Origin of the sequence: Ancylobacter rudongensis, from assembly GCF_900100155.1 — a bacterium.
GTDB classification, from domain to species: Bacteria; Pseudomonadota; Alphaproteobacteria; order Rhizobiales; family Xanthobacteraceae; genus Ancylobacter; species Ancylobacter rudongensis.
Window position 1 is genome coordinate 612,289 of record NZ_FMTP01000002.1, and the last position, 19,143, is coordinate 631,431.

The 19,143-nt window shown below is 69.9% G+C and carries 18 protein-coding genes; 9 read left to right on the forward strand and 9 right to left on the reverse strand.

From position 1 onward, the window contains the following. Positions 1 to 163: 163 nt before the first annotated feature. Together aptA and hrpB are read left to right on the forward strand one after the other, a co-directional pair. Positions 164 to 1,501, forward strand: a complete 1,338-nt coding sequence (aptA, locus tag BLO63_RS07835; protein ID WP_091438532.1) for an omega-aminotransferase AptA — start codon at positions 164 to 166, stop codon at positions 1,499 to 1,501. A gap of 173 nt (positions 1,502 to 1,674) precedes the next feature. Next, positions 1,675 to 4,167 carry an ATP-dependent helicase HrpB gene (gene hrpB, locus BLO63_RS07840; RefSeq protein ID WP_091438536.1) on the forward strand — a complete coding sequence of 831 codons (2,493 nt, stop codon included), beginning with the start codon at positions 1,675 to 1,677 and terminating at the stop codon, positions 4,165 to 4,167. Between the two features lie 13 nt (positions 4,168 to 4,180). Here hrpB and BLO63_RS07845 read toward each other — a convergent pair whose 3' ends face one another. The 6 genes from BLO63_RS07845 to BLO63_RS07870 form a co-directional block, all read right to left on the reverse strand. Then, on the reverse strand, positions 4,181 to 4,858 hold the full coding sequence (locus BLO63_RS07845; protein ID WP_091438539.1) for a DUF6064 family protein: 678 nt from the start codon (positions 4,856 to 4,858) through the stop codon (positions 4,181 to 4,183). Further along, on the reverse strand, positions 4,858 to 5,775 hold the full coding sequence (locus BLO63_RS07850; protein WP_425284321.1) for an aldo/keto reductase: 918 nt from the start codon (positions 5,773 to 5,775) through the stop codon (positions 4,858 to 4,860). Before BLO63_RS07850 ends, BLO63_RS07845 begins: the two co-directional genes overlap by 1 nt. 67 nt (positions 5,776 to 5,842) lie before the next feature. Further along, positions 5,843 to 7,213, reverse strand: coding sequence for an MFS transporter (locus BLO63_RS07855; protein WP_091438545.1), 1,371 nt, complete (start codon positions 7,211 to 7,213; stop codon positions 5,843 to 5,845). A 1-nt stretch (position 7,214) separates the two neighbouring features. Next, positions 7,215 to 7,604, reverse strand: coding sequence for a hypothetical protein (locus tag BLO63_RS07860; protein ID WP_091438547.1), 390 nt, complete (start codon positions 7,602 to 7,604; stop codon positions 7,215 to 7,217). Between the two features lie 110 nt (positions 7,605 to 7,714). Beyond that, positions 7,715 to 8,215 (reverse strand): DUF3833 family protein, encoded by a 501-nt coding sequence (locus tag BLO63_RS07865; protein ID WP_091438550.1) that lies wholly within the window; start codon positions 8,213 to 8,215, stop codon positions 7,715 to 7,717. Between the two features lie 82 nt (positions 8,216 to 8,297). After that, the gene (locus tag BLO63_RS07870) at positions 8,298 to 8,801 is read right to left on the reverse strand and encodes a VanZ family protein (protein ID WP_091438948.1); all 504 of its coding nucleotides are present in this window, start codon (positions 8,799 to 8,801) and stop codon (positions 8,298 to 8,300) included. A 333-nt stretch (positions 8,802 to 9,134) separates the two neighbouring features. Here BLO63_RS07870 and BLO63_RS21430 point away from each other — a divergent pair, with 333 nt between their 5' ends. Both BLO63_RS21430 and BLO63_RS07875 read left to right on the forward strand, forming a co-directional pair. Continuing rightward, the gene (locus tag BLO63_RS21430) at positions 9,135 to 9,260 is read left to right on the forward strand and encodes a hypothetical protein (RefSeq protein ID WP_280138053.1); all 126 of its coding nucleotides are present in this window, start codon (positions 9,135 to 9,137) and stop codon (positions 9,258 to 9,260) included. Positions 9,261 to 9,995: 735 nt separating this feature from the next. Further along, entirely contained in the window at positions 9,996 to 10,214 is a 219-nt protein-coding gene (locus tag BLO63_RS07875) for a hypothetical protein (protein ID WP_091438553.1), read from the forward strand. 6 nt (positions 10,215 to 10,220) lie between these two features. Here the strand turns inward: BLO63_RS07875 and BLO63_RS07880 are convergent, their stop codons facing one another. Next, positions 10,221 to 11,540 carry a hemolysin family protein gene (locus tag BLO63_RS07880; RefSeq protein WP_091438556.1) on the reverse strand — a complete coding sequence of 440 codons (1,320 nt, stop codon included), beginning with the start codon at positions 11,538 to 11,540 and terminating at the stop codon, positions 10,221 to 10,223. A gap of 157 nt (positions 11,541 to 11,697) precedes the next feature. Here BLO63_RS07880 and aroC point away from each other — a divergent pair, with 157 nt between their 5' ends. The 4 genes from aroC (at position 11,698) to BLO63_RS07900 (ending at position 16,296) form a co-directional block, all read left to right on the forward strand. Further along, positions 11,698 to 12,810 carry a chorismate synthase gene (aroC, locus tag BLO63_RS07885; RefSeq protein WP_091438558.1) on the forward strand — a complete coding sequence of 371 codons (1,113 nt, stop codon included), beginning with the start codon at positions 11,698 to 11,700 and terminating at the stop codon, positions 12,808 to 12,810. 151 nt (positions 12,811 to 12,961) lie between these two features. After that, the gene (locus BLO63_RS07890; protein WP_091438560.1) at positions 12,962 to 13,270 is read left to right on the forward strand and encodes a hypothetical protein; all 309 of its coding nucleotides are present in this window, start codon (positions 12,962 to 12,964) and stop codon (positions 13,268 to 13,270) included. A 755-nt stretch (positions 13,271 to 14,025) separates the two neighbouring features. Then, complete coding sequence (ribB, locus tag BLO63_RS07895; RefSeq protein ID WP_091438562.1) at positions 14,026 to 15,330, forward strand: 3,4-dihydroxy-2-butanone-4-phosphate synthase; 1,305 nt, start codon at positions 14,026 to 14,028, stop codon at positions 15,328 to 15,330. A 159-nt stretch (positions 15,331 to 15,489) separates the two neighbouring features. Further along, positions 15,490 to 16,296: a DUF1194 domain-containing protein gene (locus BLO63_RS07900; protein ID WP_091438564.1), complete on the forward strand. Its 807-nt coding sequence runs from the start codon at positions 15,490 to 15,492 to the stop codon at positions 16,294 to 16,296. A 32-nt stretch (positions 16,297 to 16,328) separates the two neighbouring features. Here BLO63_RS07900 and BLO63_RS07905 read toward each other — a convergent pair whose 3' ends face one another. Then, positions 16,329 to 17,588 (reverse strand): class I SAM-dependent RNA methyltransferase, encoded by a 1,260-nt coding sequence (locus tag BLO63_RS07905; protein WP_091438568.1) that lies wholly within the window; start codon positions 17,586 to 17,588, stop codon positions 16,329 to 16,331. 211 nt (positions 17,589 to 17,799) lie between these two features. Here BLO63_RS07905 and BLO63_RS07910 point away from each other — a divergent pair, with 211 nt between their 5' ends. Then, on the forward strand, positions 17,800 to 18,336 hold the full coding sequence (locus BLO63_RS07910) for a DUF1097 domain-containing protein (RefSeq protein WP_091438570.1): 537 nt from the start codon (positions 17,800 to 17,802) through the stop codon (positions 18,334 to 18,336). 35 nt (positions 18,337 to 18,371) lie between these two features. Here BLO63_RS07910 and BLO63_RS07915 read toward each other — a convergent pair whose 3' ends face one another. Then, entirely contained in the window at positions 18,372 to 19,127 is a 756-nt protein-coding gene (locus BLO63_RS07915; protein ID WP_091438573.1) for a TlyA family RNA methyltransferase, read from the reverse strand. Positions 19,128 to 19,143: the final 16 nt, after the last annotated feature.

Below are 19,143 nucleotides of genomic sequence, written 5' to 3' on the forward strand. Positions count from 1 at the left end.
CGCGATGAGGCCGCCGGGTCAAGCCGGCCCATGAGGCCGCCGGCCCGGCAGAAAGGAAAGTGATCACATCATGATTATTTCTCGTGAGCGCATCCTGCTTACGTATTATACATGACTAAAAAAGCGCGGCTTGTCCCATTCGCCGTATCAGCCGGAGTCATCCATGTCTGCTTACTCTTCCGCAGCCGCCAGCCCGAACGACCTCGAGGCGTTCTTCATGCCGTTCACGCCCAACCGGGCGTTCAAGGCGCGGCCGCGCCTGCTCTCGCGGTCCAAGGACATGCACTACTACACGCCGGAAGGGCGTGCGGTGCTTGATGCCACCGCCGGTCTGTGGTGCGCCAATGCCGGCCATAACCGCGATCCCATCGTCGAGGCGATCCAGCACCAGGCGGCGGAAATGGATTTCGCCCCGCCCTTCCAGTATGGCCACCCCAAGGCCTTCGCCGTCGCCGCCCGCATTGCCGCGCTGGCGCCGGGCGATCTCGACCATGTGTTCCTGTGCAATTCCGGCTCGGAGGCCGGCGACAGCGCGCTGAAGATCGCGCTCGCCTACCACGCCACCACGGGCAACGCGACGCGCACCCGCCTCATCGGCCGCGAGCGCGGCTATCACGGCGTCGGCTTCGGCGGCATCTCGGTCGGCGGCATGTCGCCCAACCGCAAGATGTTCGGCTCGCTGCTGCCGGGCGTCGACCACCTGCCGCACACCTATAACCGCGAGAAGCAGGCCTTTTCCAAGGGCGAGCCGGAGTGGGGCGCCGAGCGCGCCGACGCGCTGGAGAACCTCGTCGCGCTGCACGACGCCTCCACCATCGCCGCCGTCATCGTCGAGCCGATGGCCGGCTCCACCGGCGCCATTCCCGCCCCGGTCGGCTATCTCAAGCGCCTGCGCGAGCTCTGCGACAAATACGGCATCCTGCTGATCTTCGACGAGGTCATCACCGGCTTCGGCCGCCTCGGCTATGCCTTCGCCGCCGAGCGCTACGGCGTGGTGCCCGACATGATCACCTTCGCCAAGGGCGTCACCTCGGGCGCGGTGCCGATGGGCGGCGTGCTGGTGCGCAAGCACATTTACGACGCCTTCGTGAAGAGCGACGCGCCTGTGATCGACCTGTTCCACGGCTACACCTATTCGGCCCATCCGCTGGCCTGCGCAGCCTCCCTGGCGACCCTCGACCTCTACCGCGAGGAAGGCCTGTTCGAGCGCGTGCGCCAGATCGAGCCGATCTGGGCGGACGCCTTCCATTCGCTGCGCTCCAAGCCCGGCGTACTCGACATCCGCACCGTCGGCCTTGTCGGCGCCATCGACTTCGAGTCGCGCGCCGACGGCGTCGGCCGCCGCGCCTATGAAGGCATGGAGCGGCTGTTCCACGACGAAGGCATGATGGTGCGCACCGCCGGCGACACCTTCGCCGTCAGCCCGCCGCTCATCGTCAGCGAGAGCCAGATGGGCGAGATCGTCGAGAAGATCGGTCGCACCCTCGACGCGATCTTCTGAGCCTTCCAGCCTCCCTCATCCCCGGGCCTGTCCCGGGGATCCAGCGGTCCCGCCTTGCACCGCTGAAGGCCTGGGTGGCCGGGTCAAGCCCGGCCATGAGGGCCCAGTGGGCAGCAGGCGTGTTGGGTCGCGCCCGTTCCCGCGCAGGGCAACAGGCTGTATAGCCCTGCGCCATGGCCGCACCGCTCGCCCCCCTTCCCATCGACGACGCCCTGCCGGAACTGACCGCCGCCCTGCGCGCGGGCTCCTCCGCCGTGCTGGTCGCCCCGCCCGGCGCCGGCAAGACAACGCGGGTGCCGCTCGCCTTGCTTGACGAGCCGTGGGTCTTGGGGCGGAAAATCCTCGTGCTGGAGCCGCGCCGCCTCGCCGCCCGCGCCGCCGCCACCCGCATGGCGCAGACGCTGGGCGAGGAAGCCGGGCAGACGGTCGGCTACCGCGCCCGCTTCGGCTCCAAGGTCGGGCGCACTACCCGCATCGAGGTCATCACCGAGGGCATCTTCACCCGGATGATGCTTGACGATCCGGAGCTTTCCGGCGTCGCTGCCGTGCTGTTCGACGAGTTCCACGAGCGCAGCCTCGACGCCGATCTCGGCCTCGCCCTCGCCCTCGACGCGCAGGGCGCGCTGCGCGAGGACCTGCGCATCCTCGTCATGTCGGCGACGCTGGACGGCGCCCGCGTCGCCCGGCTGCTGGCCGGCGCCCCTGTCGTCGAGAGCCTCGGCCGCGCCTTCCCGGTGGAGACCCGCTATGCCGGGCGCACACCGGGCGCGCCGGTGGAGCGGCAGATGGCGGAGGTCATCGCCCGCGCGCTGCGCGAGGAAAGCGGCTCGCTGCTCGCCTTCCTGCCCGGCGCCGCCGAGATCCGCCGCACCGAGCGTTGCCTGCGCGAGGCGGTGCGCGATCCCGTCCTCGACATCGCCCCGCTCTATGGCGCGCTCACCCCCGCCGAGCAGGACCGCGCCATTTCCCCCGCCCCGCCGGGCCGACGCAAGGTGGTGCTCGCCACCTCCATCGCCGAGACCAGCCTCACCATCGAGGGCGTGCGCGTCGTCATCGACAGCGGCCTCGCCCGGGTGCCGCGCTTCGAGCCCGGCGTCGGCCTCACCCGGCTGGAGACGGTGCGGGTCTCGCGCGCGGCGGCCGACCAGCGGCGCGGCCGGGCCGGGCGCACCGGGCCGGGCGTGTGCCTGCGCCTGTGGCACGAGCCGGAAACGGCGAGCCTGCCGGCTTTCGCCACGCCGGAAATCCTCGCCGCCGATCTCTCCCGCCTCGTGCTCGACCTCGCGGTCTGGGGCGCGCGCGATCCCGCGACCCTCGCCTTTCTCGATCCGCCGCCCGCCCCGGCGGTGAAGGAGGCGCGGGCGCTGCTCCGCGCGCTCGGCGCCTTCGATACGGACGGGCAGGTGAGCCCGCTCGGCCGCGCCATGGCCCGGCTGCCGCTGGAACCGCGCCTCGCCCGCATGGTGATCGAGGGCGCGCGGCGCGGCGCTGGCGCTGAGGCCGCGCGCATCGCCGCCCTGGTCTCCGAGCGCGGGCTCGGCGGCGACGCGCTCGACCTCGCCCACCGGCTGATGGATTTTTCCCGCGACCGCTCCCGCCGTACCGAGGAGGCGCAGCGGCTGGCCGAGCGCTGGGCCGGGGAGGCGGAACGGCAGGTAAATGGGCGGCAGGTCGCCGGCACCCGGACGAGTGGTGACGCGCCCTCCCCCGCCATGCTGCTGGCGCTGGCCTTCCCCGACCGGGTGGCGCGCGGGCGCGGCGACGGGCGGCGCTTCGTGCTGGCGAATGGGCGCGGCGCGGCGCTGGACCCCGCCTCCTCGCTCGCCCGCGCCCGCTTCCTCGCCATCGCCGAACTCACCGGCACGGCGGATGAGGCGCGCATCCTGCTCGCCGCCGAGCTCACCGAGGCCGAGATCGAGGCCGAGTTCGGCACTGACATCACCGAGGGCGTGGAAACCGCCTTCGATCCCGCCTCGGGTGCCTTGCGCGCCCGCCATGTGCGCCGGTTCGGCGCGCTTGTTCTGGCCGAGCGCACCGCGCCGCTGAAGCCGGGGGAAGACACCGCCCGGGCGCTAGCCCGCGCCGCCGCCGCGCGCGGGCTGGAGCGGCTGGGTTGGTCCGAGGCGCAGCGGCAATGGCTGGATCGCGCCCGCTTCCTCCACGCGAGCGCCCCCGATCTGTGGCCGGACCTCGCCTGGCAGGCGCTGGCGGCCACGGCCGAGGACTGGCTGGCCCCGGTGCTGGACGACATCACCAGCCTCGGCGCGCTTGATGCCGACCGGCTGGGCCGCGCGCTGTCCGGCCTGCTACCGTGGGAATTGTCGCGCGGCATGGAGGCGGCGGCGCCCACCCATTACGAGGTGCCGACCGGCTCGCGCCTGCCCATCGACTATGCCGCCGAGGGGGGGCCGACGCTGCATGTGCGGGTGCAGGAACTGTTCGGCCTCACCACCCACCCCAGCATCGCCGGCGGGCGGGTGCCGCTGATCCTGTCGCTGCTCTCCCCCGCGCACCGGCCGATCCAGTTGACGCGCGACCTGCCCGCCTTCTGGGCGGGCTCCTGGCGCGACGTCCGGGCCGAGATGCGCGGGCGCTATCCCCGCCACCCCTGGCCGGAAGACCCGGCGGCGGCCGAGCCGACGCGGCGGGCCAAGCCCCGCAGCTGAAGGCGGGCGGCGCTCAGCGCCGCGATGCGGGTTGCGCCAGCCTCAGCGCCGCCAGCACCGTCGCCAGCCCGGCACCGGCCAGCACAGGCCATGCCTGCGCCTCCCGCATCGCCAGCAAGGTGAGGCCGCTGAACAGGCACCACAGCAGCGGAATCGGCAGCAAGAGGGCGAGCCACCGCCCGCGCGCCATCAGCAACAGGCCGATAGTCACCAGCACGGTCGGATCGGGCGCGATGCCGAACACTTCCGCCATTGTCAGAGGCCGGCCGGAGGCGAGGGCAAGCGCGGGATAGGGCAGCAGCCCGGCGACGGCCAGCCCCAGCCCGGCCCTACTGACGGCATCACGCCGCCCCAGCGCCGGGCCACCCGGCATCACGGCGGCGGCGAGCAGCAGCACGGCCTGCAGGAAGAAGGCCGGCGCGGCATAGTCCATCGCCCAGTTGATCCCGGCATAACGCTGCAGCAGGAACGACCAGGCGACGAAGGCCCAGAGCGGCGCCAGCAGCAGCCCGGTCCAGAGCATTGCCCGGCCGGGGCGGCGCAGGATCAGCAGCACCAGCGCCAGCCCGGCCAGCATGGTCGCCAGATGCAGCGGCCACAGCGCCGCATTCTGCGCCTCGAACAGGCGCCAATAGACCCGGGGCGAGAACAGCAGGAAGTCGTCCAGCCGGTAGGTCGACCATGGCTCCATCACAGCGCGCCGAGATGCGCGGCGATGCGCCCGCGCAGCTCCCGGTCGGGCAGCGGGCCGCTGGCGGCGGCGAGGTTCTCGCGCACATGGTCGACGCGGGTGGTGGCGGGAATGGCGACGGTGACGGCCGGCTCCGCCAGGATGAATTTCAGGATCAGCTGCGCCCAGCTCGTCGCGCCGATCTCCCCCGCAAAGGCGGGCAGCGGCGCGCCTTCCAGCCGGCGCGTCAGCGCGCCCTGCTGGAACGGACGGTTGACGATCACCGCGATCCCGCGCGCCGCGGCGAGCGGCAGCAGGCGCTGCTCGGCCTCGCGGTCAACCGGATTATAGCTCAGCTGCACGAAGTCGAGCGGCTGGCGCGCCATGATCTGCTCGACCAGATCGTGGCGGCGCCCCTCCGAGGTGGTGATGCCGACATAGCGCAGCCGGCCCGCCGCCTTCATCGCGAACAGCGTGTCGAGATGCGCCTCCCAGCCCAGCAGATTATGCACCTGCAGCAGGTCGAAGCGCTCCACGCCCCAGAGCCGGCGCGTCTCATCGATCTGCGCCGGCCCGTTCGAGCCCGCGGAGGTCCACACCTTCTCGGCCGAGAACAGCGCCGCCGGGCGCCCCAGCGCGGCGAGGCCCCGGCCGATCACCGCCTGCGAGGAGCCATACATCGGCGAGCTGTCGATCATGTGCCCGCCGCCGGCGAAGAACGCCGCCATGACGGCGGTGCACTCCGCCTGCAAGGCCGGGTCATTGCCGACATTGAAGGTGATCCAGCTGCCGAGCCCCACCGCCGGCATCATTTCGCCGGAAGAGGGGATCGCCCGGGCCAGCGGCGTCGGCTGGGCCAGCGCCCGCCCCGGCGGCAAGGCGAGCATGGCAGTGCCCAGCGCCGCCGTCGCCATCAGATCTCTGCGCGTGAGTGTCACCGGCTCCCCCGTCCGCTACGGCCTCTGACCTAAGGTCATATCCGCGCGCGTCCACCGGCGGGGCGGATCACAGCTGCGTGCGGGGGACGACAACCGCCGGCGCCGCGCCGGCGTCGATCTCCCGGCGCAGCCGCGCCTGCGCCGCCTCGTCGAGCGGAAATCCCCACATCAGCGCGATCGCCGCCAGCTTGGCCGGAATCGGCAGCCACGCATAGAGCATCGCCAGCGCCGCGCCGGCCTCGGCCGTGGGCGCCCCGGTGCCGGGCTGGTAGCCGGCCCAGTCCAGCAGCGGAAAGGTGACGCCCACCGCGATCGCCAGCGCCAGCTTGGTGGCGAGCGCCCATAGCGCGAAATACAGCCCCGAGCGCTGCTCGCCGGAGGCGGCGGTGTCGACATCGATCACATCGGCCTGGATCGCTGGCGGCAGCGCCACGTCGAAGGCGAGCAGCAGGCCGGTGGCGCCGCAGATCAGCGCGAAGGGCACGACATCTCCCGGCCCGAGCCAGCCGGCGCTGGCGAAGACGAGGCACGCCACCAGCATCGCCCCGCACCAGGCGCGGTGCTTGCCGAACCGCGTCGCGCAGCGCAGCGCCAGCGGCAGGCCGGCCACGCCGCACAGGAAATAGAGGAACAGCAGCGGGCCCTGCAGCGCGGCGGCACCGATGCGGTCGGCGACGAAATAGAGGAACAGCGTGGCGGGAATGGCGTTGGCGATGCCGTTGAGCAGGAACGCCGCGATCAGCCGCAGAAACGGCCGGTTTGCCCTGAGATGGCGCAGCCCCGCCCGCATGCCGAGCCGCTCGCGGGTGCGGTCTGTGGGTTCCGGCACGCCGGCGACACAGGCGAGGCTGGCCAGCGGTAGAACGATCAGCACGAACACGCCCATCGCCGCCAGCCCATGGAAGCCGGCCGCGCCACTGCCGAGCCCGACCGCGAAGGGCAGCGCGATGGCGAGCAGCGTGCCCAGCAGCGTCACCCCCTCGCGCGCGGCGACCACCCGGGCGCGGCCGCGATAATCCGGGCTGATCTCGGCGCCCCAGGCGGTATAGGCGAGGCTCAGCGCGGTGTAGCCGAGCGAGAGCCCGAGCCCCCACAGCACCAGATAGGCGATGCCGGCTCCCGCGCCGGGCCAGAACACCATGAAGGCCGAGATCGCCGTGACCGGCGTCGCCAGCAGCATCAGCGCCCGCCGCCGGCCCATCGCCGGATTGAAGCGGTCCGAGGCCCAGCCGAGCAACGGGTCGGCGAGCGCGTCGAGGATGCGGATCGCCAGCAAAGCGGTGCCGACGGAGGCGAGCGAGAGACCGAGCGCCTCGGCGTAGAAGCTCGGCACGATCACATAGAAGGGCAGCGCCAGCGCCGCCAGCGGCAGGGCCGGCAACGCATAGAGCGCGAGGCTGCGGAGCGTGACGCCCGGCGCCGCCGGCGCCCGCGTCATCTCAGCGGCCCATCTCGGCGGTGCCGGACAGTCCGTCGTCGCGGGTCCAGGCGATCTTGTCCGGCCCGAGCGAGGTGATGGTGAAGCAATGGGTGCGCCCGTCATACCAGCTTGGCCATTTCTGGCAGAGCCGGTCGTCCTTCACCCACCAGCGCCCCTCCTCGCGCGGGGCCAGCATGGCGCCGATCGAGAAACCAGAGAGATCGCCGGAGACGACGCCGTCATCACGATAGATCAGCGGCAGGGTGAGGCCATAGGGGGTGCTCAGCCGCACCAGCTCGCCGCCGATCCTGTCCTTGATCTCGGGGCCGCTCAGCGGTTCGGCGACGGCCGGCACCGCCGCGAGGGCGAGAAACAGTCCAATCGAAGCGGATGTCACATGTGAGCGCATGGATGTCCTCCGGAAAGGTCGAGGGGAACGTTGGAGGGCGGGACCTCCTGGAGCGTTTTCGAGCGGAGTGGGCACGGGTTCGCGTCAAGAAAACGCGACAAAACAATGCTCTAGGGGCGCCGGAACTCGACCCGTGTCAGCGCCACCGGGAAGCCGTACTTCGTGACCCAGGCGGTGTTCAGCACGGTGCCGTCACCGCGCAGCACCATCCGGTCGTGAAAGCGCACGAGGTTTTCCTCCGCGCCGGGATCGAGGTCGACGAGATAGCTGAAGGTGGCGATGTTGCCCTTCACCCGCACCTGCGTCTCGCCCCGCACATCCTCGCGCGTGCCGCGATAGGAGCCGGGTCCCAGCTTCTCGAACCGCCAGGTCTTGCGGTCGGTCTCGCCGTCGGCGAAGCGGAAATCCTCGACCAGCGTGAGCACCTGCCCGTTCCAGCGGCCGTCGAGATCGACGGTGAAGGCGCGCCGCACGCCGTTAATGGCGGAAAAGGTGCCCTCCGCAACGGTGCGGCCGGCAAAGAACTGTTCGAGCACCAGATCCCGGGCCTGGGCCGAGGGCGTGCCGAGCCCGACAAAGGCGAGCAGTCCGGTAAAAAGAAGCGTTCTCATCCGCGATGTCTCCGCTGCGTTGCTCCGGTTACGCGGGCTCGGCGGCGGTGGATCAGATGACGAGGCTCGCGAGGCGCACGGATCAGCGACGACCGGCCCGTACCGGCGCGGCCTCTTGAGGCACCGGGCCTTCGAAGCGGTGCCGGCGGCCCGGGCGCCCAGCCGCCCGCCGGCGGAGATGGCTGATGAGGCGCGCCGCCACCGTGCCCATGGCAAGCCCGGCCAGGGCGCCGCCGCCGCTCATCAGGAAGTCGCCCCAGGTCGAGCTACGGCCCGGGGAGAGCTGCTGAAGTACCTCCATGAGACCGCCAAGGCCGATGAGGCCGATGCCCGCCACCACAAGCACCCGGCCCCGCCCCCGGAAGGCCAGCGCCATCAGGCCGCCCGTGCCCCAATAGGCGATGAAATGGTCGATGCCGTCGGCAATGCCGGTGCTCGGCATCTCCTGCGCCGGCAGAAGGGAGAGGGCCATGATGGTGAGCACGCAGGCGAAGGCCGCCCCGTAGAGAAGAACATTGACGGCGGCCGGCAGCGGGGCGGGCTGGGGGGTGGGCGTAGGCGCGGTCGGGGGGTGGGGCGTGCTCATGTCCGCCGCATACAGCATCGCCTTGTCGATTGCAGGGCGCGGGTCATCACAAGGACCGGAGCCGGGGTGCGGCTGTTCCCTGCCCTTGCGTGCCCCCGCACGGCCCGGCCTGCGCGTGCCCGCGCTCTCGCCCATGTCGACCCCGTTTACGTCGAACCCCGCCCGGAAAGCCGCCGTCGCATGCTGCCTCAATCGTGACGCAAAGGCACGGTATCATTTTCATCGTCGCTCATGCGGCCAGCCCCATCACACCGATGCCGGGCCTTTTTTACTCACACATTGACGCAGCATGCGTCGGCCGCCGACCACGGGTCGAGGCGGCCAAGAGGATATATGCGTACTTCCAAGCTTACCCCGCCCGCACCCTCCATCATCCGCTCCAGCCCGGAGTGGAAGCCCGAGCCCTGCGGCCTCACGCGCGAGCAGATCCGCGCCATCATCATCGAGCAGATCGGCTGAAGCATTTTCGAGCGACGTGGACTCTGCTTCGCGTGACGAAAATGCGTAAGAACAAGACCTAGCATTTTCGAGCGACGTGGACTCCGCTTCGCGTGACGAAAATGCGTAAGAACAAGACCTAGAACACATCAGGTGAACCCGATTTCACCTGATCGGCTCAAGCGCCGGCGCCGACCCTCTTGCCTCGCAAGCCGGTCGGAGCCGGCGTTTTCTCTTCTGGAGCTGGAGCGCGCTGCACCGATCAGACGGGTGTGCCCGGATCGGATCGCGTTCCAGAACCTCTTTCGCCAAAGCTGAGAAACCTTCGCGACGGCACGATGCGCCGGCCCCTCCATTGCAGCGCCTCGTCGCGTCGATCCGGTCGTTCCACCTGATCGACACCGCGCTCGCCGCCGCGCGGCCGCGCCGCGCGCGCCTGCCGCTTCAGTCCCCTTCAAAAACACGGCACGCCGCGCCATCGCCGGCGACGGTCCGGATGATCGTCCGTCGCCGGCGATGGCGCCGCGCGCCTCTGGACGCCGGACCGCGACCGGGCCGCCAGGTGACGCCCCCCCGATCGTCTCGGTCGCAAAGTATTAACCATCCACCGCCGCCAAACATTAACCACGGACCAAGAGGACGCGCGGCCGACGCTGGTTTTAACGCGCGGTCAAGGTGTAGGGCGCAAGCTGTCCTCATAACAAGATCTGTCCGAAGACAGATGTCATGTGGATGAATTCAAGCAGAGACAGGTCCATGCGCGAAATGGTGGAACGGGAAATGGTCGGGCAGTCGATGGCATCGCGCCGCCGCACCGCCGTCGCACGCCGGCCCCACGGCACCGGCCTCGAATATGGCCTGATCGCCGCCGCGCTCGCGGTCGCCATCGTCACCGTCGTCGTCGGCGTCGGCACCCGCTATGGCGGGCTGCCGGCGGCCGCGCCGGCGCTCTCGGCCGACATTGTGGTGCGCTGAGGTCGTTCAGCCCAGCAGCGGCGCCCGCCGGCGCGGCACCACGGCGCGCGCGACCAGCAGCTTGTCGACGCGCCGTCCGTCCATGTCGACCACCTCGAAGCGCCAGCCCATCGTCTCGAAGGTAGCGCCCTCCTGCGGCAGCGCCTTCAGCTCGTGCAGCACCAGCCCGGCGGCGGTGTGGAAGCCGGCATCCTGCGGGATGCGGATGCCCAGCACCTCGGAGAGTTCGTCGAGCGGGGTCGAGCCGGCGACGAGATAGCTGCCATCCGCCCGCTCCACCACATCGGGCTTGGCCAGCCCCGCCTCGTCCAGCACCACGGTGCCGGCGATGGCGTCCAGGAGGTCGGCCGGGGTGAGGATGCCGACCATCGAGCCATATTCGTCCACGACAAGCGCCAGCGGCGAGTCGGCGTGGCGCAGCGATTTCATCGCGTCGAGCGCGCCGGCGGTCTCCACCATCACCACCGCCGGCTTGACGAAGCGGCGCGGGTCGGGCGTCTCGCCGTCGAGATAGGCCTCCAGCAGGTCGCGAATGTCGATGACGCCGACCGCCTCCTCCGGCGTGCCCTCGCAGGCCGGCATCCGGGTGTGGCGGGTGTGGCGGATGATCTGGCGCACCGCGTCGGGGTCGTCGGTCAGGTCGATCCAGTCGACATCGGTGCGCGGCGTCATCACCGCCCGCACCGGCCGGTCGGCCAGGCGCATCACCCCGGCGATCATCTTGCGCTCGTCCGGGTCGATCACGCCGGCGGTTTCCGCCTCCATCACGATGGCGCGGATTTCCTCGTCGGTGACGTTGTTCTCCTCGCTGGCGCCGTGCTCGCCCAGCAGGCGCAGCACGAGGCGCGAGGAAATGTCGAGCAGCCACACCGCCGGCGCGCCGATGCGGGCCAGCATCACCATCCCCGGCGCCACCAGGCTGGCGAGCTTTTCCGGGCTGCGCAGCGCCAGCCGCTTGGGGATCAGCTCGCCGATGATCAGCGAGACATAGGTGATCGCCGCCACCACGAGCGAATAGCCGAGGCCGCCGGCGACGCCGGGCGAGACGCCCTGCGCCTGCAGCCATTCGCCCAGCATGGCGCCGAGCGTGGCGCCGGAAAAGGCGCCGGCCAGAATGCCGATCAGGGTGATGCCGATCTGCACGGTCGAGAGGAAGCGGCCGGGGTCGGAGGCCAGCTGCAGCGCCATGCGGGCGCCGCGCGAGCCATTATCGGCCATGGAGCGCAGGCGGGCCGGGCGGGCGGACACGACGGAGAGCTCGGCCATGGCAAGCACGCCATTGATCAGGACGAGGACAAGAACGACGGCGATTTCAAAAAGGGGCATCGGCTCGGGGGTGGCAATCGCGGGATCGCACTGATGTAGCACGATTGGTCCCATTCTCCATGGCGCTCAACGGCCGGAGGGCGCGGCGCCGCGTTTGACGCCCGCCGCGCGGGCGCCTAGAAGCGCCCCACTCCCTCCTGCCGCCGGCGGAACCGCTATGTCCTTCAACAGTTTCGGCCACCTCTTCCGCGTCACCACCTTTGGCGAGAGCCATGGGCCCGCCATTGGCGGGGTGATCGATGGCTGCCCGCCCGGCATCCGCTTCCGGCTGGAGGAGGTGCAGGCCGCGCTCGACCGCCGCCGGCCCGGCCAGTCGCGCTTCACCACCCAGCGCCGCGAGCCGGACGAGGTCCGCATCCTCTCCGGCACGCTGGCGGAAGAGGACGGCACGCTCATTTCCACCGGCACGCCGATCGCCTTCCTGATCGAGAATGTCGACCAGCGCTCCAAGGACTACTCGGCGATTTCCGAGAGCTACCGCCCCGGCCATGCCGACTATGCCTATGACGTGAAATACGGCCTGCGCGACCATCGCGGCGGCGGGCGCTCCTCGGCGCGCGAGACGGCGGTGCGCGTCGCCGCCGGCGCCATCGCCGCCAAGGTGCTGCCTGGCGTGACGATCACCGGCGCGCTGGTGCAGATGGGCGAGATCGGCATCGACCGGGCGAACTGGGACAGCGCCGAGATCGGCCGCAACCCGTTCTTCTGCCCGGACGCGCAGGCGGCCGCGCGCATGGCGGACTATCTCGACGGCATCCGCAAGTCAGGCTCCTCGGTCGGCGCGGTGATCGAGGTGGTGGCGGAGGGCGTGCCGCCGGGCCTTGGCGCGCCGCTTTATGGCAAGCTCGACGCCGATCTGGCGGCGGCGCTGATGAGCATCAACGCGGTGAAGGGCGTCGAGATCGGCGAGGGCTTCGCCAGCGCCACGCTGACCGGCGAGGACAATGCCGACGAGATGCGGATGGGCAATGATGGCCGCCCGGTCTTCCTCGCCAACCATGCCGGCGGCGTGCTCGGCGGCATTTCCACCGGCCAGCCGGTGGTGGTGCGCTTCGCGGTGAAGCCCACCTCCTCCATCCTCACCCCGCGCCGCACGGTGACGCGCTATGGCGAGGATGCGGAAATCATCACCAAGGGCCGGCACGACCCCTGCGTCGGTATCCGCGCCGTGCCGGTGGGCGAGGCGATGGTCGCCTGCGTGCTCGCCGACCATTTCCTGCGCCAGCGGGGCCAAGTCGGCACGCCCCCGGCCTGGCCGTTCCCGCGCTGAGGCTGGAACGTCCGGCTAGCGCGGCGAGGCCTCACTACGCCGTAGAAGGGTTGAAGCTGGCGGTTGCAGAGGTCGCGTTGCTCGCCGACACTGCGACGGTGCCGGGTTGCGGCTGTGAACCTCAAATTGAGGCCTCTGGGAGGATCGACCCATGCGAAGGCTCCTCAAGCTCATTGCGCTGCTTCTCCCCCTCGCCTGGATCGTTCTTGTTGCGTTTTTCTTACATTTGTTCTTCCTCCGGGACAGATATGTCGCGCTCTGGGAGGAGCAGCACCGTATGACGACCACCCATTCCGACATGAGCAGCACGGGAAATAATCTTCGAGACACATACGAATACATGCAGGAGGCGCAAGGTGACTATCTGCAGGCACTGCAAGACGTGACAGTTCTGGCGATACTGCCGGCATTGTTCGTTTACTTTCTGATATCGCTCTCCACCCTGCGCTCACGTCGATAGTATTCAGAAGGTCTTCGGCCGCTGCGATCTTCGTCGCCGAGAAAGCCGAAGGTTCAGGCGTGCGGCGAAGCTCTGTCATCCCGGCCGGAGCGCAGCGAAGAGGCGGGATCGCTCGCCAATGCCCATACGATCCCGGATCGGCCTGACGGCCGTCCGGGATGACGGCGCGGGAACGTCAAAGGAATAAAATCCTAGACACGCCCCATTTTCTCTGCCATCCTTGCCCCACCTCATCCCGACGAAGGGGGCGCAACCGGAGCGGCCGGCTCGCGCGGGATGGGGGGCGGTGGCCGAGTGGCGGCGATAACGCACCCCGGTGCCCGGCGGCCCAAGCCATGCGTCCCCGGTCGGTCTTCCCACCGGCCACGGGGCGACGCGCGCCGACCGTCCGACAAGGGCGCGCCGGCGCGTCACGCACCCCACAGGGGAGGATAGAAAGCGACAGTCCTCCCGGGCGCGCATGGAGCAAGCCTAGAAACACCGCGTTGCGGGGCGTCGGAGACGGCGCGTCGGAAGGTTGAATACCTGCTTGCACCACTTTTCACACACGGTGCAGGCGACCGCCGGGGCTCCCGTCCCGGCGCCCCGCACGCCCCTTCTCCAAGGGGCGAAGGCGACGTGCCGGCCCGCAGCTCCGCGCCTGAACGGGCGACGGAGCGCTTCAGCCTGCGTGCCTGCCGGGGCGGATTTCAGTATGACTGAAACGGTCTAGAATTTTCATTGCCAGTGAATAGTCGCACCTTTATCGTCGCGTCATGAAACTCGCGGACTGGCTCACCACCACAGGCACGACCAAGAGCGCCTTCGCGCGCGCCGTCGGCCTGTCACCGGCCAGCATCACCGCGCTGTGCAAGGACGAAACGGCCTGGATTTCGCGGGAAGCGGGCGGGCGCATCGCCGCCGCTACCGGCGGCGCGGTGACGCCGAACGATTTCCTCGGGCTCGCGAGCGTGGAGGCGATATTCATGACCGACAATCTGCAGGCCCGCGTCGAAGCGGCGATCGAAGCCTTTGCCCGGGGCGAGATGCTCGTCGTCACCGATGACGACGACCGCGAGAATGAGGGCGACCTCATCGTCGCCGCCCAGTTCGCGACGGCGGAAAAGCTTGCCTTCATCGTCCGCCACACCTCGGGCATCGTCTGCACCCCGCTCACCGCCGAGCATGCCAAGCGGCTGCGGCTCAACCCGATGGTGACGGACAACGACGCCCCGCACTCCACCGCCTTCACCATCTCGGTCGATTACCGCCACGGCACCACGACGGGCATTTCCGCCGAGGACCGCACCGCCACCGTGCGCGGCCTCGCCAACCCCAATGCCGGCGCGGTGGATTTCGTCCGCCCCGGCCACATCTTCCCGCTCATCGCCAAGGAAGGCGGCGTGCTGATGCGCTCCGGCCATACCGAGGCGGCGGTGGATCTGTGCCGGCTGGCCGGGCTGGAGCCGGTCGGCGTCATCTGCGAACTGGTGAACGATGACGGCTCGGTGATGCGCGGGCCGAAGGTCACCGACTTCGCCGCCGCGCACAAGCTCACCCGGATCTCGGTCGCCGATCTCATCGCCTATCGCCAGCTGCGCGAGAAGCTGGTCAGCCGCACCGCCGAATTCGCCGCCCCGACGGCAGTGGGCGAGATGCACGCCATTTCCTATGTCACCCCGTTCGAGCCGGTGAACCACATCGCCCTCATCCACGGCAAGATCGGCGACGGCCGCGACGTGCTGGTGCGCCTGCACCGGGCCGACCCGATCGGCGACGTGTTCACCGGCGGCAAGGCGATCCGTGCCTCGCTGGAGCGGATCAAGGCGGAAGGGCGCGGCGTGCTGGTCTATCTGCGCGACGGCACCACAGGCGTGCCCGCCGTCACCATGGGCGGCGAGGACAAGATCGAGAGCGCCAAGATCCGCGACCAGAACTGGCGCGAGGTCGGCCTCGGGGCGCAGATCCTGCGCGATCTCGGCATCTCTTCCATCCGCCTGCTGGCCTCGCGCGCCCGCACCTATGTCGGCGTCGCCGGCTTCGGCATCGAGATCACAGGCACCGAGACGCTGGACGTCTGACACGCGTGAGCGTTCGCTACCCCGGTAGCCCGCTCACGCGAACGGCATCGGGCACCGGCGCCCGCCTGCACTTTCGGCTCGTGCCCCCGCGCCCCTCATGTCACCATGGGCGTGACGGTTCTCCGAAACGTCGAGGTCCCGTCACCGACGGAGGTCGCGATGTCGCGCATGCGTGCGTTTCTCGCCCTGCTCGCCGCCCTGTGCAGCCTGACGGCCGCCAGTGGCGCGCGCGCCGCTGACACCGTCGATGTCGAGCTGGTGCTGGCGGTCGACGTCTCCTACTCGATGGACCTCGACGAGCTGGCGCTGCAGCGCGAAGGCTACATGCAGGCCGTCACCTCGCCGGAATTCCTCAACGCGCTGCGGCTGGGCCCCAATGGCCGCATCGCCATCGCCTATGTCGAATGGGCCGGCGCGGACGAGCAGAAGCTGGTGGTCGACTGGATGCTGGTGGGCAGCCCCAGTGAGGCCCGCGCCTTCGCCGCCGCCATCGGCGCCGCGCCGCTGCGCCGCGTCTACCGCACCTCGATTTCCAGCGCGATGACTTTCAGCGCCGACCTCATCGAGGGCAACGGCATTCGCGGCCTCCGGCGGGTGATCGACATATCCGGCGACGGCACCAATAATCAGGGACCGCTGGTGGATGTGACGCGCGACGCCATCGCCGCGCGCGGCATCACCATCAACGGCCTGCCGCTCATGCTCAAGCAGGCCACCGGCTCGCTGCTCGATATTGGCGACCTCGACATTTATTACGAGGACTGCGTCATCGGCGGCCCCGGCGCCTTTGTCATTCCGGTGCGCGGGCCGCATGAATTCGCCGACGCCATCAAGACCAAGCTGGTGCTGGAAATCGCCGGCGTCCGCCCGCCCGAGACCGGGCTGATCCGCCCGGCCTCCAGCGCCGAACCGCGCGTCTCCTGCACCATCGGTGAGCGCATGTGGATGGAACGCTGGGGCAATTGAGACTGGCGGCCGGCTTTCGCCCCGCCGCCCGTTCAGCGCCGGAACACGCCCACCAGTTCCACATGCGAGGAATAGAGGAACTGGTCGACCGGGGTGACGCGCTCCAGCCGGTAGCCGCCCTCGATCAGTATCTGCGCGTCGCGGGCGAAGGTGGTGGTGTCGCAGGACACGCCGATCACCAGCGGCACGGCGCTCGCAGCCAGCTGGCGCGCCTGCGCCTCCGCCCCCTGGCGCGGCGGGTCGAACACCGCGACATCGACGCACTTCAGCTCCGGCGCGAACAGCGGCCGGCGAAAAAGGTCGCGCACCTCGCCCGTCACCGGCTTCAGCCCGGCCGCGCCGCGCACCGCCTTGGTCAGCGCCTCGATCGCGGGGGCGGAGGCTTCATAGGCCGCCACCCGCACCCGCTCGCCAAGCCGCAGCGCGAAGGTGCCGACGCCCGAGAACAGGTCGACCGCGCGCGCCGCGCCGCGTGCGCCCTCCACCGCCTCCATCACCAGCCGCGCCAGCGCCGCCTCCCCCGCTGCGGTGGCCTGCAGGAAGGAACCGGGCGGCAGGGCGACGCGCGCGCGGCCCATGGTAAGCAGGGGCGGCTCGCGCTGTAGCACCAGCTCGCCATGCCGGGTGAGACGCGCCAGCCCGTGCGCGCCGGCGATCTCAGCCAGGGCGACGACACGGTTCGGCTTTAGCGGGCCGCTGCCGCGCACATCCATGTCGAGCCCGGTTTCGGTCGCCGTCACCTGGATGTCGAGCGGTTTGGCGATCGGCACCAGTTCCTGCGCCACCGCCCAGGCGGCTTTGAGCGCGCCATCGAGGCCGGGCGCAAGAATGGGGCAGGCGTCGATCGCCACCACCGCATGGCTGCGCCGTCCGGCGAAACCCACCGCCAGCACGTCACGCCCCTGCGGCGCGCTGCCGCCGGTGCCGCGCGCGTGGAAGGTCGCCCGTCGACGGCCCTCGCCATGTGCCGGCACCAGTGAGGCCACCTCGGTCTCGATCCCGGCCCGCGCCAGCGTCTCAACGACGAGGCCGCGCTTCCAGGCCTCATAGGGCGCCGCCGCCCAGTGCTGCAGCGCGCAGCCGCCACACGGGCCGAAATGAGGGCAGATCGGCGCGATCCGCTCCGGGCTCGGCGCGAGAACCGCGAGCAAGCGCGCCCGGTCGTGCGCGCGCTCAACCTCCACCGCCTCGCCGGGCAGGGTCAGCGGCACGAAGACCGGCCCCTCCGGCGTGTCGGCAATGCCGTCGCCCCGATGGCCGATCCGCGCAATGTCGAGCTTGGTCACGCTCATCCGGGCTTCACCTCTATCATGATCCATAAGTTATAATGTATTTGCGAGAAAAATTCAGCTTCCCCACGTCCAGAAACTTAAACCCTCATTCTCAAAACAATAATCCACGCTAATATACGCGCGGCTGATTCCACTTCTACAAATGGACAGCCTCGTTTACTTAGCACCCGCATATAATAATAAGTATCTCAACACATAAAAGGGGGAAAGAATGCCGCTTGTTTCCGCACTTGCCATCAGCGTTGGCGTCCTTGGGGGCGTCGCGACCTGGCTGTTTCTCGGGCCTCTCGCCGGTGGCCTGCAAATCTGGGCCGCCTTCATTGCCTGGGCCTGCTTCTTCCACTGCGGTGGCAAGGAAGCCGGGCTCAAGGCTACGGTCCTCGCCAACATCGCCGGCGCCGTCATGGCGTGGCTCACCCTGCTGGCGGTCAGCCGCGGCGGGCTCGGCGAGATGCTCGGCCTGCCCGTATGGGCCGGCATCTGCGTCGGCGTCGGCGTACTGGTGATGATCCTGCTCGGCCATCTTCCGGCCTTCGCCGCCATTCCGGCGATGGTCTATGGCTTCGCCGCCATGGCGGGCTATTCGCTGCTTGCCACCGACGGCCTCGCCAACCTGACGGCGGCCAACCTCGCCAATCCGCTGGCAACGATCGTGCTGTCGATGATCGTCGGCGCCGCGCTGGGCTATGTCTCGGAAAAGGTCGCGGGGATGCTGGTCGCCAGCGGCGGCCAGACGCGCCGCGCCTGACCGGCGCCGTTCCTGGGGTAAAGGCGCGGGCGGCATCACTCCGCCCGCGCCGCCACGAGAAGACTCTCCTCATTGCCGTCCCCGCCCAGCACGGGCGAGACGAGCCTGTGTGTCACCTTCCAGCCGAGTTCCTCCAGCAGGGCCACGATGCGCGCCGCCGCCTCGGCGCGAGCCTCGGCGTCTTTCACGATGCCGCCCTTGGACAGCTTGTCGCGACCGACCTCGAACTGCGGCTTCACCAGCGCCACCAGATGCGCCTTTGTCGCCGCATGAGGGAGAAGTGCCGGCAGCACCTGGTGCAGCGAGATGAACGACACGTCGACCGTGATGATGCCCGCCTTCGGCACCGCGCCGGGCGCGAGGCTCCTTATGTCGGTCTCCTCCAGCGAGACAATGCGCGGATCGCCCCGCAGGCGCTCATGGAGTTGCCCGCGCCCAACATCGACGGCGTGCACCCGCAAGGCGCCGCGCGCCAGCAGCACCTCGGTAAAGCCGCCGGTGGAGGCACCAACATCCAGTGCCTCCAGCCCCTCGACACCAAGCTCGGCGGCGTCGAGCGCCGCTTCCAGCTTCAGCCCGGCGCGCGACACCCATTCATAGGCCTCGCGCGCCTCGATGGTGGCGGTGGCGGAAATCGTCTCGGAGGGTTTTGCAACCCGCTTGCCATCGGCGGTGACGAGGCCGGCCTCGATCGCCGCCTGGGCGCGGGCGCGGCTGTCGAAGATGCCGCGTCCCACCAGCACCCGGTCGGCGCGGTCACGACCGATGGGCTTGGACGATTCTGAACTCATGACGAATCCGGGGCGG